This window comes from Rugamonas rivuli, assembly GCF_009380165.1.
Classification (GTDB): domain Bacteria; phylum Pseudomonadota; class Gammaproteobacteria; order Burkholderiales; family Burkholderiaceae_D; genus Rugamonas; species Rugamonas rivuli.
Map to the genome: position 1 here is coordinate 81,371 of NZ_WHUF01000009.1, position 13,735 is coordinate 95,105.

12 protein-coding genes are annotated in these 13,735 nt (G+C 65.1%); 6 read left to right on the forward strand and 6 right to left on the reverse strand.

The annotated features are described in order from the left end of the window. The first annotated feature begins 91 nt into the window (after positions 1-91). On the forward strand, positions 92-1,687 hold the full coding sequence (locus GEV01_RS27185) for a methyl-accepting chemotaxis protein (protein ID WP_152809001.1): 1,596 nt from the start codon (positions 92-94) through the stop codon (positions 1,685-1,687). Positions 1,688-1,690: 3 nt separating this feature from the next. Here the strand turns inward: GEV01_RS27185 and GEV01_RS27190 are convergent, their stop codons facing one another. From GEV01_RS27190 to GEV01_RS27200, 3 genes are all read right to left on the reverse strand, one after another. After that, positions 1,691-2,128: a hypothetical protein gene (locus GEV01_RS27190; protein WP_152809003.1), complete on the reverse strand. Its 438-nt coding sequence runs from the start codon at positions 2,126-2,128 to the stop codon at positions 1,691-1,693. A gap of 29 nt (positions 2,129-2,157) precedes the next feature. Continuing rightward, entirely contained in the window at positions 2,158-3,738 is a 1,581-nt protein-coding gene (locus GEV01_RS27195) for a methyl-accepting chemotaxis protein (protein WP_152809005.1), read from the reverse strand. A 121-nt stretch (positions 3,739-3,859) separates the two neighbouring features. Further along, a complete protein-coding gene (locus GEV01_RS27200; protein WP_152809007.1) occupies positions 3,860-4,459 on the reverse strand; it encodes an NADPH-dependent F420 reductase in 600 nt (199 codons plus the stop codon). A 114-nt stretch (positions 4,460-4,573) separates the two neighbouring features. Between GEV01_RS27200 and GEV01_RS27205 the strand changes: the two genes are divergently transcribed. Further along, positions 4,574-5,497: a LysR family transcriptional regulator gene (locus GEV01_RS27205; RefSeq protein ID WP_152809009.1), complete on the forward strand. Its 924-nt coding sequence runs from the start codon at positions 4,574-4,576 to the stop codon at positions 5,495-5,497. A gap of 1 nt (position 5,498) precedes the next feature. Here GEV01_RS27205 and GEV01_RS27210 read toward each other — a convergent pair whose 3' ends face one another. Further along, entirely contained in the window at positions 5,499-6,113 is a 615-nt protein-coding gene (locus GEV01_RS27210; RefSeq protein WP_152809011.1) for an OmpW/AlkL family protein, read from the reverse strand. Positions 6,114-6,289: 176 nt separating this feature from the next. Here GEV01_RS27210 and bufA2 point away from each other — a divergent pair, with 176 nt between their 5' ends. From bufA2 to GEV01_RS27225, 3 genes are read left to right on the forward strand one after another with little or no spacing between them, the layout of a single operon-like run. Beyond that, positions 6,290-6,556 (forward strand): BufA2 family periplasmic bufferin-type metallophore, encoded by a 267-nt coding sequence (gene bufA2 / locus GEV01_RS27215; RefSeq protein WP_008453189.1) that lies wholly within the window; start codon positions 6,290-6,292, stop codon positions 6,554-6,556. A gap of 19 nt (positions 6,557-6,575) precedes the next feature. Further along, positions 6,576-7,427: an MNIO family bufferin maturase gene (gene bufB, locus GEV01_RS27220; RefSeq protein WP_152809013.1), complete on the forward strand. Its 852-nt coding sequence runs from the start codon at positions 6,576-6,578 to the stop codon at positions 7,425-7,427. Further along, on the forward strand, positions 7,424-8,182 hold the full coding sequence (locus GEV01_RS27225; RefSeq protein WP_152809015.1) for an HvfC/BufC N-terminal domain-containing protein: 759 nt from the start codon (positions 7,424-7,426) through the stop codon (positions 8,180-8,182). Before bufB ends, GEV01_RS27225 begins: the two co-directional genes overlap by 4 nt. On the opposite strand, the gene GEV01_RS27230 is transcribed toward GEV01_RS27225, so the two are convergent. Then, on the reverse strand, positions 8,176-9,381 hold the full coding sequence (locus tag GEV01_RS27230) for a DUF2252 domain-containing protein (RefSeq protein ID WP_152809017.1): 1,206 nt from the start codon (positions 9,379-9,381) through the stop codon (positions 8,176-8,178). The genes GEV01_RS27225 and GEV01_RS27230 overlap by 7 nt on opposite strands. Positions 9,382-9,390: 9 nt before the next feature. Next, entirely contained in the window at positions 9,391-10,128 is a 738-nt protein-coding gene (locus GEV01_RS27235) for a substrate-binding periplasmic protein (RefSeq protein WP_152809019.1), read from the reverse strand. Between the two features lie 135 nt (positions 10,129-10,263). Here GEV01_RS27235 and GEV01_RS27240 point away from each other — a divergent pair, with 135 nt between their 5' ends. Further along, positions 10,264-13,662: a DUF4214 domain-containing protein gene (locus tag GEV01_RS27240; protein ID WP_152809022.1), complete on the forward strand. Its 3,399-nt coding sequence runs from the start codon at positions 10,264-10,266 to the stop codon at positions 13,660-13,662. Positions 13,663-13,735 lie beyond the last annotated feature (73 nt).

Sequence of the window (13,735 nt, forward strand, 5' to 3'; positions counted from 1 at the left end):
TTTTTGATGCTGAATTTGCAAATAAACGACAGTCCCGGCGTCACAATTCGGGTATTCTGGTTTCCACAAGACAATACGGAGACTCTGTACCATGAATAAGTTGTCCTTCCAACAGAAGCTCTGGGTACCGTTGATTTGCAGCCTGCTCTGCATCACCGCCATCTTCATCTATCAAACCCTGCAGATGCGCGACGTGCGCATCGAAGAACGCCAGATCGACCTGATGAACCTGGACGATGCCGGCCTCAGCGTCCTCAAGCTGTACGGCGACAAGGCCACCTCCGGCGCCCTGAGCAAGGAAGACGCGCAGAAACAGGCCATGGCTGTCATCAAGGGCCTGCGCTTCGGCAAGGACGGCTACATCACCATCACGCAGGGCACGCGCTCGCTGATGAATCCGTTCAAGGCGGAAAACGACGGCAAGGACATGGCCGATTTCAAGGACCCGAACGGCGTCTATCTGTACCGCGACATCGCCGCCGCCGGCGCCAAGCCGGAGGGTGGCGGCTTCGTGCGCTATTCCTGGACCCGGCCGAACACCAAGGACCCGGTGCCGAAGATGAGCCGCGTGGTCCACTTCGCGCAGTGGGACTGGGACCTGGTCACGGGCGCCTACATCGACGACATCGACACCGCCTTCTACCAGTCGCTGTACAAATCGGCCGGCGTGCTGGCGCTGGTGTGCCTGGTGCTGTGGGCGATCGTCAGCATGGTCAACAAGAGCTTGCGCCACACCATCGGCGGCGATCCCGAGTATGTCAGCGAGATCGCCCAGCAGATCGCCGGCGGCGACCTCAGCGCCAGCATCAAGACCCATGAATCGGACCGCGCCAGCATCCTGTACGGCATGAAGTCCATGCAGGCGCGGCTGGCCGACACCATCGGCGAGATCCGCCGCAGCGCGGACACCATCGCCACCGCGTCGGGCGAGATCGCCTCGGGCAATATGGATTTGTCGGCGCGCACCGAATCGCAGGCCAGCTCGCTGGAAGAGACGGCCGCTTCGATGGAAGAGCTGACCTCGACCGTGAACCAGAACGCCGACAACGCGGTGCAGGCCAACCAGCTGGTGCTGTCGGCTTCGTCGGTGGCGGAGAAGGGCGGCCGCGTGGTGTCGCAGGTGGTGCAGACCATGGACACCATCAATGCTTCGGCCACGCGCATTGTGGACATCATCAGCGTGATCGACGGCATCGCCTTCCAGACCAACATCCTGGCCTTGAACGCGGCGGTGGAAGCGGCGCGCGCGGGCGAGCAGGGACGCGGGTTCGCGGTGGTGGCGTCCGAGGTGCGCAACCTGGCCCAGCGGTCGGCCGGCGCGGCCAAGGAAATCAAGGAGCTGATCAACGCGTCGGTGGAGAGCATCAACGCCGGCAGCGCGCTGGTGGCGGAGGCCGGCACGACGATGGATCAGGTGGTGGCCAGCGTGTCGCGGGTGACGCAGATCATGTCGGCGATCACCGAGGCGTCGAGCGAGCAGAGCACGGGTATCGGCCACGTCAACATGGCGATCACGGAGATGGATTCGGTGACGCAGCAGAATGCCGCGCTGGTGGAAGAGGCTGCGGCGGCCGCCGGCAGCATGCAGGAGCAGGCGGGCAATCTGGCCGAGCTGGTCAGCCGGTTCAGGCTGAGCGGCGACCAGGCCGCCAGCGGCAAGCGCTCCAGCCGCCTGGCCTTGCGTTAAAAATTATTTGCTGGGGGCGGTAGTGTCGGAGCCGGCCGGTTCCAGCACCGCCGCTTCGAATACCAGCTTGTTGCCATCCACCCGGAACACGCCGATCAACTCGCCGCCGTCGCCCTTGACGTCCGGATATTGCGTGCAGCTCTGGGTTTCAACCTGCCACATCTCCTTGCCGGCGCGTAGCGTCCAGACGTTGTCGCCGCCGGACAGCAGTTCGATCTCCACTTCATCGGCCGGCATGTCGGTCAACTCGATGCGGCGCAGGCATTCCGGCAGCCGCTGCATGATCAGCTCGACGCTGCTGTTCTTGCTCCAGAAGTGCTTTTGCGCGCGGTGCAGCGTCAGGGCGTGATTGCCGGTGCTGCCGTCCGCATAGTACGAGGCCGTGTCGTCGACGCAAGCCGTCAGCAGCAGGGAGGTCAGGACTATCAGGATCTTGCGCATGGGCCGGGGCTTTCCGTTGGTGATGAATGCTATCGATTGCGTAACATTATAGCGGTCCCCGGCGCCGCGCCGGTTTTGAAGAAGCCCACCACCTGCGCCAGCGTCGCCGCCTGCTCCTGCATGCTCTGCGAAGCCGCCGCCGCCTGCTCCACCAGCGCCGCGTTCTGCTGCGTCACCTCGTCCATCTGCGTGATCGCCATGTTGATCTGCTCGATGCCCATGGTCTGCTCCTGGCTGGCCGAGGTGATCTCGCCCATGATGTCGGTCACGCGCCGGATGCTGTCGACGATGTCGCCCATGGTCTGGCCCGCCTCGCCGACCAGCCGCGAGCCGTCGTCCACATTGGCTACCGAGGCCGAGATCAGCTCCTTGATCTCCTTGGCCGCCGCCGCGCTGCGCTGCGCCAGGTTGCGCACCTCGGACGCCACCACCGCAAAGCCGCGTCCCTGCTCGCCCGCGCGCGCCGCTTCCACGGCCGCATTCAGGGCCAGGATATTGGTCTGGAAGGCGATGCCGTCGATGACGGCGATGATGTCGACGATCTTGCGCGACGAGGCGTTGATGCTGCCCATGGTGTCCACCACCTGCGCGACGATGGCGCCGCCCTTGGTCGCCACTTCCGACGCGCTGCGCGCCAGCGTGTTGGCCTGGCGCGCGTTGTCGGCGTTCTGTTTGACGGTGGAAGTCAGCTGCTCCATCGACGATGCGGTTTCCTCCAGCGAGCTGGCTTGCTCCTCGGTGCGCGAGGACAGGTCCAGGTTGCCGGCGGCGATTTCATTGGATGCGGTGGCGATGGTGTCCGTACCTTGCCGTACTTTGCCGACCACGGTGAGCAGGCTGTCGTTCATCGACTTGAGGGCGCTGAGCAGGCGGCCCGTTTCATCGGTGGCACTGGCGTCGATGTGCGAGGACAGGTCGCCCGACGCCACCGTCTCGGCCACGTCCACCGCCGCGTTCAGCGGCACCGTGATCGAGCGCGTGATGAACCAGGCCACGCCGCAGCCCAGCGCCATCGCCATCGCGCCCAGGCCCAGCTGCACCAGTTGGGCGTTGCGCAGCACTGCCTCGACTTCATCGCCAGCCTGCCTGGCCTGTGCGGTTTCGTAGACGAGGATGTCGTCGAGCGCCTTCAGCACGCCCTTCAGGCTGGGCGCCGCGACCTGGGTCAGGTAGGACGTGGCGTCCTGGATCTCGCCCTCCTTGCGCAGCTCGATCACCTTGTTGTTCTTGGCCGCGCCTTCCTTCAGCAGGCCGTCCAGCGTGGCCAGCATGGCTTTTTCCTTGTCGTCGGCGATGTGCTCCGTCAGGATCTTCTTCGCTTCGCCATACTTCTTGCGCGACTCGCCGATCTTCTCCAGCTCCGCGTGGACTTCCGCCGTGCTGGGCACGACCACGATGTTGGTCAGCGACAGCGTGATGTTGCGCACGTTGTCCACCATGCGGTTGGCGGCCTCCATCTTGACGTTCTTGTCGTCGATGATGTCGTGCGTGCGGTTGCCGATGCGGCTCATGGAGCTGAGCCCCAGCACGATCACCGCGACCAGCAGCGCCAGGACAATGGCGAATCCGACGCCTAGGCGGGTTCCGATTTTTACGTGGTCGAACGACATGGCGGTATTCCTTCCGTGGATAGCAAAAAACGGGTGCTCAAGGAACTCGATTGTTCCTCAAACACCCGTCCGTGTCACTGGAATGCTGGGTCTGTCGCGGTGCTGCAACGTTGATTCAACGTTAAGCGTGGCGCACGAGGTTCAGCACCGGCAGTGGCCCGCCGGGGAATTGCGCCAGCCGTCCGCCGCCGTCCAGCGTGCCCAGGTCGATGCCGGCGTAGCCCAGTTGTTCGATCAGCTTGGCGACGGTTTGCTTGGCGTCGGCATCGTCGCCCGAATAGAACAGCACGCGGCGCCCGCCCTCCGCCTGCGGATCGGTGGCCAACAGCGCGGCGACCAGGTGATTGAAGGCCTTGACCACGCGCGCCCCCGGCAGCAGCCCAGCAACGACGGTACTCGAAGCCCGGCCGGCCAGGTCGACCGCCTGGAACGACGGCGCCTCGATGGCGTTGTTGGCGTCGATGACGATGCGGCCGTTCCAGGCTGGCAGGCCGCGCACCGCGTCGGCAATGCGCCCCCACTGGACGGCGAGGAAGACCACGTCGGCCTTGGCCGCTTCTTCGACGCTGACGGCGGTGATGTGCGGGCCAAGTTCCGCGGTCAGCGCCGCCAGCGAAGCCGGGCCGCGGCTGTTGGCGATGGAGGCGGCGATGCCGGCACGGGACAGCAAACGGGCGATAGCGGAACCGATGGCGCCTGCGCCGATGATGGAGATGTTCATGATGTAGATCACTCGGATGTGGTTGAGATGAACCAAGTATGGTCACTGGCATCCGATAGGGGTAGTATCAGCCGGGTAACATCACTTTCAAGCAAACGTTGAAGGCAACACACCATGGAAACCCTGTCGAATCTCGAATCGTTTGTGCGCAGCGCGGAAGCGGCCAGCTTTTCCGCCGCCGCGCGGCGGCTGGCGCTGACGCCGGCGGCGGTCAGCCGCAACGTGGCGCAGCTGGAGCGCAACCTGGGCGTGCGCCTGTTCCAGCGCAGCACGCGCGGCCTGACGCTGACCGAGGCGGGTGTACGCTTCCTGCACGCGGTGGGCGCGGGGCTGGACAGCATCCAGGGCGCCATCGCCGACGTGACGACCAAGGCGGGCGAGCCGGCCGGCGTGCTGAAACTGAGCGTGGCGCCGCGCTTCGGCCGCAAGCAGGTGCTGCCGTTGATGCCGGCCTTCCTGGCGCGCTATCCGGGCGTGACGCTGGACCTGAGCTTCGACAACCGCCCGGCCGACCTGATCGCCGGCGGCTACGATGCGGCGATAGGCGGCGGCTTCGAGCTGACGCCCGGCGTGGTGGCGCGCGAGCTGGTGCCCGCGCACATGGTGGTGGTGGCCGCGCCCTCGTATCTGAAAGGCCGCAAGCGGCCAGCCACGCCGGCCGACCTGGCGCAGCTCGATGCGATCGCGATGCGCTCGCCGGAGAGCGGCAAGGTCAAGGTGCGCAAGATGCGCAACCGTCACGGCGAGGAAATGGCGGCGCAGCTGCGGCCGCGCGTGTTCATCAACGATCCGGATGCGATCTGCAGCGCGGCCTTGATGGGCATGGGGATCGCCACGCTGGTGGTGGCCGATGTGGTGGAGCACCTGGAAAGCGGCGCGCTCAAACGCGTGCTGCCGGATTGGTATGAGGATGCCGGCCCGATCTCGCTGTACTTCACGAGCCAGAAACTGCTGCCCGCGAAGACGCGGGCCTTTGTGGATTTCGTCACCGGCGCGTTCCGCCAGCGGGGGCTGGCGAAACGCTATTCGGCGGTGTGACTCAGAAGCGGTAGCCGACGCCGACGCCGACCATCAGCGGATCGACCTTGACGCGGCTGACTTTTGCACCGGCGATGAAGACGTCGCTACGGATCTGCACTTTCTTCACATCGAAGTTGACCGACCATTTTTTATCGATGGCGTAATCGACGCCCGCTTGCAGCGCCAGGCCGAAGCTGTCATGTTCCAGGCCGCCCTTGCCGCCCAGGATGTCGACCTTGGACATGGTGGTGTAGTTCACGCCCGCGCCGAGGTAAGGCTTGAACGGCGAGTCGTTCACGAAGTGATATTGCAGCAGCAGCGTAGGCGGCAGGTGCTTGAAGCTGCCGATTTTTGCGCCGTCCAGCATCACGTCGTGGCGTTGCGGGTAGGTCAGGATCAGTTCCGCCGCGATGTTGGGCGTGAAGAAGTAGGAAACGTCGAATTCCGGGATGGTCTTGCTGCTGATGGTCAGACGGTCGGACGCGCCGGTGCCGCCTACCTGGTCGGATTTGTCGGCCGGGTCCAGATGCACCGCGCGCACGCGCACCAGCCATGGGCTTTCTTCCGCCATTGCGTTGCTGCCTGCTACCAGGCTCAGGGTGGCCAACACTGCTGCTGCTAAAGACTTGCTCATTTCACTTCCTCTTTTGTCGTCGTTAAGTAACGGAGTGAAGTCTATTGATGCAGCGCAGTAAAAACTTTGATCCAAGTCAAAAGACAAAATATTTTTAAAAAGTGTGTAAGTAATCGGGAAGTGGCCGCGACAGAGTCATGCAGCACCAACCTAACTTACCTTTTTTGGAGAATCACATGAACCACATCACCCGTATCGCAGCAATGGCAGCAACCGTCGCAACCATGGCCATGTCGGCATCGGCCATCGCCGCCACCACCACCATCAGCGCCGACGACACCGTACACTGCGCAGGCATCAACAGCTGCAAGGGCACCAGCGATTGCGCCACCGCGGAAAACGCGTGCAAAGGCCAGAACTCCTGCAAGGGCCACGGCTTCCTGGCCACCAAGGCCGGCGCCTGCTTCGCCAAAAAAGGCAAGATCGTCGACCTGGACAAGTAATCTTCGATGCGGCGCCGGCATGTCCGGCGCCATGCACACCATGACCACTACACTGCTATCGCCGGGCTTCGGGCTCGGCCTGCGTCCCGCGCACTACAACGACATCATCGCCACGCCGCCTGCGGCGTCGGGCATCGACTGGTTCGAGATCCTGTCCGAGAACTACATGGTCCCCGGCGGCAAACCGCTGGCGATGCTGGACCGCATACGCCGTGACTATCCGGTGGTGATGCATGGCGTGTCGATGTCCATCGGTACGCCGCAAGGGCCGTCCGACGACTATCTGCGCGAACTGAAAAAACTGATGCGGCGCGTGGAGCCGCTGTGGGTATCGGACCATCTGTGCTGGACCGGCACGCACGGCGCCAATATGCACGACCTGTTCCCGCTGCCGTACACCGAGGAGGCCGTGGCCACCGTGGTGCGCAATGTGCGGCGCGTGCAGGATTACCTGGAACGCCCGCTGTTGCTGGAGAATGTGTCCAGCTACCTGTCCTTCGATTCGGACACTTTCCAGGAATGGGATTTCGTCGCCGCCGTGGCCGAGGAATCCGACAGCCTGATACTGCTGGACGTGAACAACGTCTACGTCAGCAGCGTCAATCACGGATTCAATCCGATCACTTATCTGGATGCGCTGCCTGCGCGGCGCGTGCAGCAGATTCACCTGGCCGGGCACAGCGTGCAGGAAGGCTGCATCATCGACACCCATGACCAGGCGGTGGCCGATCCGGTGTGGGCCTTGTACGCACAGGCCTTGCGCCGCTTCGGCAAGGTCGCGACGATGATAGAACGCGACGACAATATCCCGCCGCTGTCCGAGCTGTCGGCCGAGCTGCGGCGCGCGCGCGCCTTTGCGGAGGCGTTATGAGCGCGCTCGATCATCTGCAACGCGACTTCCAGCACTACATCCTGGCGGACGAAGCGCCGTCCGCGATCCACGCCGCCGTGCGCGAACAATACGGCCTGAGTGCCGAAGCGCGGCTGGCGATTTATCACCGCGCTTACCGCAGCCGCCTGCGGCAGGCGCTGTGCGAGGCCTACGACAAGACCTGGACCTTCATCGGCGACGATATGTTCGCCGACCTGGCCAACAGCTACATCGCCGCGCATCCGTCGCAGCACGCCAACCTGCGCTGGTTCGGCGGCGGCCTGGCCGCGCATGCGGCGCTGGCGCTGGACGACTATCCTTTCATCGCCGAGCTGGCGAGCCTGGAATGGGCGCTCGGCCTGGCCTTCGATGCGGAGGATGCCGCGCCGCTCACGGCCGCCGACATGCAGGCCATCGCACCCGAGCTGTGGGGCGATCTGCAATTCCACCTGCATCCGTCGGTGCACATCCTGGACCTGCGCTGGAATGCCGTCGCGCTGTGGCAGGCATTGGCCGTGGAGGCCGATCCGCCGGAAGCGGTGGAGGCGGACGTGGTCCAGCACTGGCTGGTGTGGCGGCAGGACGAGCAGCCGCATTTCCGCTCGCTGCCGGCAATCGAAGCCGACGCGCTGTACCGCATCGCCGAAGGGGCGAGCTTCGGCGAAGTGTGCGCGGCGGCCGGCGAGGAAGCGATGCTGGCGCTGGCGGGCTATCTACAGCATTGGCTGGCGCAGGGCGTGCTGACCCGCTACTGAGCGGCCAGCCACTTCGCGCAGGCTTGCCACTGGTCGCGTGTTTTCGCGTTCATGTCGGCGGCGGCTTCGATCATGGCGCTGCGCCAGCTGTCGTCCTGGCCGTGGGCGATCAGCGCGTCGGCACCGGCGGCGCCGGCGCGGCCCGAGGCGCGCAGCTGGTCCCAGGCCAGGTTGCAGCCCATGGTGGCGATCACTTCTTCCAGCCGTTCCAGCTTCTTGCCCCATGCGTCCAGCGCCACGCGGTCCTCCGACGGTTGCAGGCCGCGCAGCACGCACGAGCGGCCGTCCAGCGCGACCGCGTGCAGGAAGGCGTGATCGACAGCCTGCATGCGCTTCTGCACCGCCACGACGCGGCTGGCCTGGTCCGGCCAGGCCGGCTGCTCGATCTTCCACGCGGCCAGGTGCGGCGCCAGCGCCGACGGCTTGCATTCCTTGATGTCGAGCAGGTAGTTCCCGTCCGGCGAGCCCTTGCCTTCGACCAGCACCACGAAGCGCATCAACCCCAGGCTGCCGGTGCCGGCGATGCGGCGGGCCGCGTCCAGCATGGTGTAGAAGCCCGGCTTGTCCTGCGTGGCGGCGAAGCGGGGCATGAAATCGGCCAGCAGTTCGCGCTGGCCGGGCAGCAGCGGCAGTGCTTTCTCGCCGTCGAGCTTCAGGCTGCGGTGCCCGTTCTTGCGCGTGGTGCGCTTGTCGAGGAAGTCGGTGCGCTTGCGGTCTTGCAGGTCGCACAGCAATGCGTTGATCAGGCCCACGCTGGTCTCGCGTTCGACCCAGCGCGGCTTGCCTTCGGCCAGCGCGGCGCGGTAGGCGTCGAGGCAGCGGCGGCTCAGCTTGACGGCGTCGGCAGCCGTGACGCGCAGCGCTTCGGCGCCGCACTGGATGCTGGCCAGCAGGCGCACCAGATCCCAGCTGGCCGGCGCCAGCGCCGCTTCGTCGAAATCGTTTATATCGAAATACACCTGGCGGTTGTCGCCCTTGTAGCTGCCGAAGTTTTCCACGTGCAGATCGCCGCAGCTCCAGGCCAGCGGCGCTGCGCGGAACAGCGGGTGGTCGGGCAGGGCGTCGTAGAACAGGTGGTCGGCTCCGCGCAGGAACAGGAAGGCGTTCTGCGCCATCTTGTGGTACTTCTGGCGCAGCAGTTCCGGCTCGCGGCCGGCGTTGTGGACTTGCAGGGCGGTGATCAGTGCAGCAGCGGACATCATGGACTCCTAACGGTAGCGCGCCAGGATCTGGTCGATCACGCCTTCCTTGAGCAAGGCGTCGATCGCGCGATTGGCGTCGTTGAAGGGGACTTGCGATTTGCGCGAGAACGCGCAGTGCGCCTTGTACGAGGAGAATACCAGTTCGGGGCGCAGCTTCAGTTGGGGATGGATGCGTTGCAGGTAGAACAGCGTGCTCTCGCTGGCCAGCGTGTATTGCACCTTGCCGGAGATCATCTGCTGGACGTTGAGGTCCATGCTGGCCGCGTCGGTGCGGGCGAATTGCTTGCCCAGCACCTGCTCGACGCGCGGATAGCGGTAGCCGGCGACGGTGCCGATCGGCGTGTCCTTGAGATCCTTGAGCGAGCGCAGGCGCGGCGCATCGGCGCGCGCGACCACCATTTCGGTATCGGGCAGCAGCGGCATGCTCCAGTCGTAGTCGCCGTCTATCCAGAACGGCAGCACGTAGCACATGGCGTCGGCGCGGCCGCTGGTCAGGGCCGGGGTGACGCCGGCGACGTCGACATTGACATACACGGCGCGCCGGCCCAGCCGCTGGGCGAGGGCGTCGCCGACATCCTTGATGATGCCGCCGGCGAGCACGCCGTTGCTGAAGCGGACGATGGGCATGGTCTGGTCCAGCGGCGCCAGCATCACCAGCTCTCCCGGTGCGCCTGGTGCGTCCCCAGCCGCCAGCGGCAGGGCCGACAGCAGGATCGCTGACAAGGACGTGAGGAGCTTGGGCATGTGCACTTTCCATTTCTGGCGTGGAAACCAATTATAGACTCTGCGCGCAACGCCGCCGCGGGTGACAATTGAATAGTTTGTCCCCTATGAAACATTGATAGGATATCACCCCCGTCCATTTTCATTGACCTCCCCATGAGCGACGATTTCAGCAACGACATCAACACCACCGGCCGCCTGGCCGTAGGCTCTGGCACGAGCGCTAACTTTGAGACAGGCTACGACAACGATTGGTTCCGCATGCAGCTGTCGGCGGGGACGACCTATGTGTTCACGCTGAACGGCGCGGCGCAGGGTGGCGGCACGCTGGCCGATTTCAGCGCGACTTCGCTGACGCTGTACGGCGCCCAGGGGCAATGGATGATGAACCAGGGCGGGACGACCAATGTCGGACCGGCGCTGACCTTCACGGCCGCCACCACCGGCACCTACTTCCTGGCGGCCAATAGCAGCTACAACGCCGCCGGCAGCAGCTATACCGTGACGGCGTCGCTGCCGGCGCCGGACGATTTCCGGGCCGATACCGGCAGCAGCGGCAACTTCGCCGGCGGCGACAGCGTCAGCGGCGTGTTCGAGCGCAGCAACGATGTCGACTGGTTCAAGTTCCACGCCGAGGCCGGGCAGCTGCTGGGCTTCAGTGCCGGCGGCGCCGGCGCCATGCCTGCCGACACCTCGGTGTACGATGCGAACGGCCGCTATGTCAGCTATGCGTCGAACTACCCGGTCAAGATCACCGCCAGCGGCGACTACTACCTGGCCGTTGCCAGCAAAGGCTATGTCGGCAGCTACACCCAGACCATGCGCGTGCTGACCGACGATTTCCCGTCCGGCAGTCCCGGCAAGCTCGCCAACGGCGGCGTGCTGAACGGCGCGCTGGATTACACCGGCGACACCGACGCCTTCACCATGGACGTCGAGGCCGGGCAGGTCTACACGCTGACCCTGAGCACGCAACCGGGCGACAACCGCAGCATTTCCGCCTACCTGACCGACAGCACGGGCTATCCGCATTCCTACGGCGGCCAGATGGTCAACAACCAGATGGTGATACGCTTCCTGGCGGACAAGGCCGATACCTACACGCTGCGCATCGACGGCTCTGCCGATATGAACAGCGCCCTGCAGTACACGGTGCGCCTGGATTATCCGGAGTCCGACGACTACAGCAACACGCGCGCCACCGCGCAGCCGCTGGAACTGGATGTGCCGGTCAGCGGCCGGGTGCAATCGCCGGACGACGTCGATATGTTCAAGGTCGAACTGGCCGCCGGCATCACCTATACGTTCAACATGGACGCGGACACCTCGCTGCCCAAAGGCACGCAGCAACTGCAACTGGTGGACGGAAACGGCGGCGTGCTGTACTTCCCGCGTTACGACTCCGGCAGCAGCTTCAGCTACACACCGGCCAAGGGCGGCGCTTACTATCTGCAGGCCTCCGGCTACAGCAGTGCTTCGCCCTACAACAATTCCTACAGCATCAGCTTCAGCAAGACGGTGGACGACTACGGCGCCAGCGCCGCCACCGCCGGCAAGCTGGCGATCGGCAGTTCGATCCAGGGCGAGCTGGAAGCCGGCGGCGGCGACCGCGACTGGTTCGCCGTCGCGCTCGACGCCGGGCAGACTTACTGGTTCACGCTGAAGGCGCTCAAGGAGGGCGCCGGCACGCTGGATGGCAGCTACGGCCGCGCGGTGTACAAGCTGATCGATGGCGCCGGCAAGGTGGTGGCCACGGCCGACAGCTCCGGCTACACCGCCACCGCGGCGACCATGCCGTTTACGCCCGCCGTCAAAGGCACGTACTACCTCGAAGTATCGGCGCCGCAGATGTCCGGCACGTACACGGTGGCGGCCCAGCTGGGCCAGACGGACGACTACGGCAACGATGCCGCCCACGCCGGCGTGGTCCAGGCGGGCATCCCGCTGACGGGCAGGCTGGAGTTGCCGACCGACCGCGATGTCTTCAAGCTGAGCGTGGTCGCCGGCGAAACCTATGCGCTGGAGCTGACGCCGACCGATGCCAATGTCGTCAACTGGAACTTTTACACGACGCTCGGCGTTGCCGATGGCAGCGCCGGCTATGTGTCCACGCGTGGACAATACTCGAACAACAACAAGATCTATCAACTGTTCGAGGCCAGCAAGTCGGGCGACTACTACCTGACGGTGGGAACGTCGGTGGGCGGCGGCGGCCTGCCAGGCGGCTACAAGCTGATCGCCACCGACATGGGGCGCGACGATTACGCGGCCTCGGCGCAGACCACGGCCGCCGTGGCGCCCGGCGCTACGTTCAGCGGCAATATCGGCGTGTTCGACGACCACGACTGGATCAAGGTGCACCTGGAAGCGGGCCGCACCTATGTGTTCGACCTGCACGGCAAGGCCAGCGGCGGCGGCAGCCTGGATACCGGCACCTCGTATGCCGGCATGACGCTGCTCAACAACAACGGCGGCAGCCTGGCGTACGGCGTCAGCATCGGCGGCGAGCAGCGGATTTCCTACATCGCCGCCAGCACCGGCGATTTTTATCTGGACGTGCGCGGCAGCAGCGACCATACCGGCACCTACACGGTGGAAGCCACCCAGACCAGCGGCGACCTGGCCGCGCCGCTGCTGCTGTCGGCGTCGATGGCATCGGGAGCCGTCGATGTGCCGCTGGCGCCGCACATCACGCTGGCGTTCAACGAGACCATCATGCTGGGCAGCGGCATCACGCTGACGGACAGCGCCGGCCGCGTGGTGCTGGCGCCGTACGGCAGCACGCTGGCGTCGGCGGTGGGACACACGCTGGTCATCGATCCGCACCAGTACCTCAAGCCGGGCGGCACCTACACCTTGAACCTGCCGGACGGCAGCGTGCTCGACCTGGCCGGCAATCATTACACCGGCGCGCAGAGCTACACCTTCACCACGGTGCAGCCGGTGGCGGTTGGCACGGCCGGCAACGACTATCTGCTGGGCACGGGCGCCGGCCTGAAGCTCGATGGCGGCGCCGGCCTCGACACCGCCTACTACTCGCAGAGCGTCTACCAGACCCAGATCACGCGCAATGCGGACGGCAGCGTGAACGTCAAGGATTCCGGCGCGGCGACGGGCGATACGCTGACCGGCATCGAACGCCTGATGTTCAGCGACCGCGTGATGGCGCTCGATGTCGACGGCGCCGGCGGCCAGGCTTATCGCCTGTACCAGGCTGCCTTCAACCGCGCGCCCGACAGCGTGGGCCTGGGCTTCTGGATACGCGCGCTCGACGCCGGCTACGGCTTGAAGGGCGTGGCGCAGAACTTCCTCGACAGCGCGGAATTCAAGACCAAATACGGCGCCGCGCCGAGCGACAAGGACTTCGTCACCAGCCTGTACAGCAACGTGCTGCATCGCGCGCCGGACCAGGCCGGCTACGACTACTGGATGAATGATCTGCACAATGGCGTGGAACGCGCCCAGCTGCTGCTCAGCTTCAGCGAGAGCGTGGAAAACCAGGCCGCGCTGCTGCCGCTGATCGGCAAGGGTTTCGAGTACATCCCTTACGGTTAAAGGCTTCCGCCGCGATTAGAGCCGGCGCTCTAATCGCGGCGCAGCACCTTTACCTTTGACGGCATTGTGCAAG

Bases quoted from the DNA above. Each gene is read 5' to 3' on its own strand.
- GEV01_RS27195 (WP_152809005.1), bottom strand. From the start codon at position 3,738: ATGTCGTTCGACCACGTAAAAATCGGAACCCGCCTAGGCGTCGGATTC.
- GEV01_RS27190 (WP_152809003.1), bottom strand. From the start codon at position 2,128: ATGCGCAAGATCCTGATAGTCCTGACCTCCCTGCTGCTGACGGCTTGC.
- GEV01_RS27200 (WP_152809007.1), bottom strand. From the start codon at position 4,459: ATGAACATCTCCATCATCGGCGCAGGCGCCATCGGTTCCGCTATCGCC.
- GEV01_RS27205 (WP_152809009.1), top strand. From the start codon at position 4,574: ATGGAAACCCTGTCGAATCTCGAATCGTTTGTGCGCAGCGCGGAAGCG.
- GEV01_RS27230 (WP_152809017.1), bottom strand. From the start codon at position 9,381: ATGTCCGCTGCTGCACTGATCACCGCCCTGCAAGTCCACAACGCCGGC.
- bufA2 (WP_008453189.1), top strand. From the start codon at position 6,290: ATGAACCACATCACCCGTATCGCAGCAATGGCAGCAACCGTCGCAACC.
- GEV01_RS27240 (WP_152809022.1), top strand. From the start codon at position 10,264: ATGAGCGACGATTTCAGCAACGACATCAACACCACCGGCCGCCTGGCC.
- GEV01_RS27235 (WP_152809019.1), bottom strand. From the start codon at position 10,128: ATGCCCAAGCTCCTCACGTCCTTGTCAGCGATCCTGCTGTCGGCCCTG.
- GEV01_RS27210 (WP_152809011.1), bottom strand. From the start codon at position 6,113: ATGAGCAAGTCTTTAGCAGCAGCAGTGTTGGCCACCCTGAGCCTGGTA.
- bufB (WP_152809013.1), top strand. From the start codon at position 6,576: ATGTCCGGCGCCATGCACACCATGACCACTACACTGCTATCGCCGGGC.
- GEV01_RS27225 (WP_152809015.1), top strand. From the start codon at position 7,424: ATGAGCGCGCTCGATCATCTGCAACGCGACTTCCAGCACTACATCCTG.
- GEV01_RS27185 (WP_152809001.1), top strand. From the start codon at position 92: ATGAATAAGTTGTCCTTCCAACAGAAGCTCTGGGTACCGTTGATTTGC.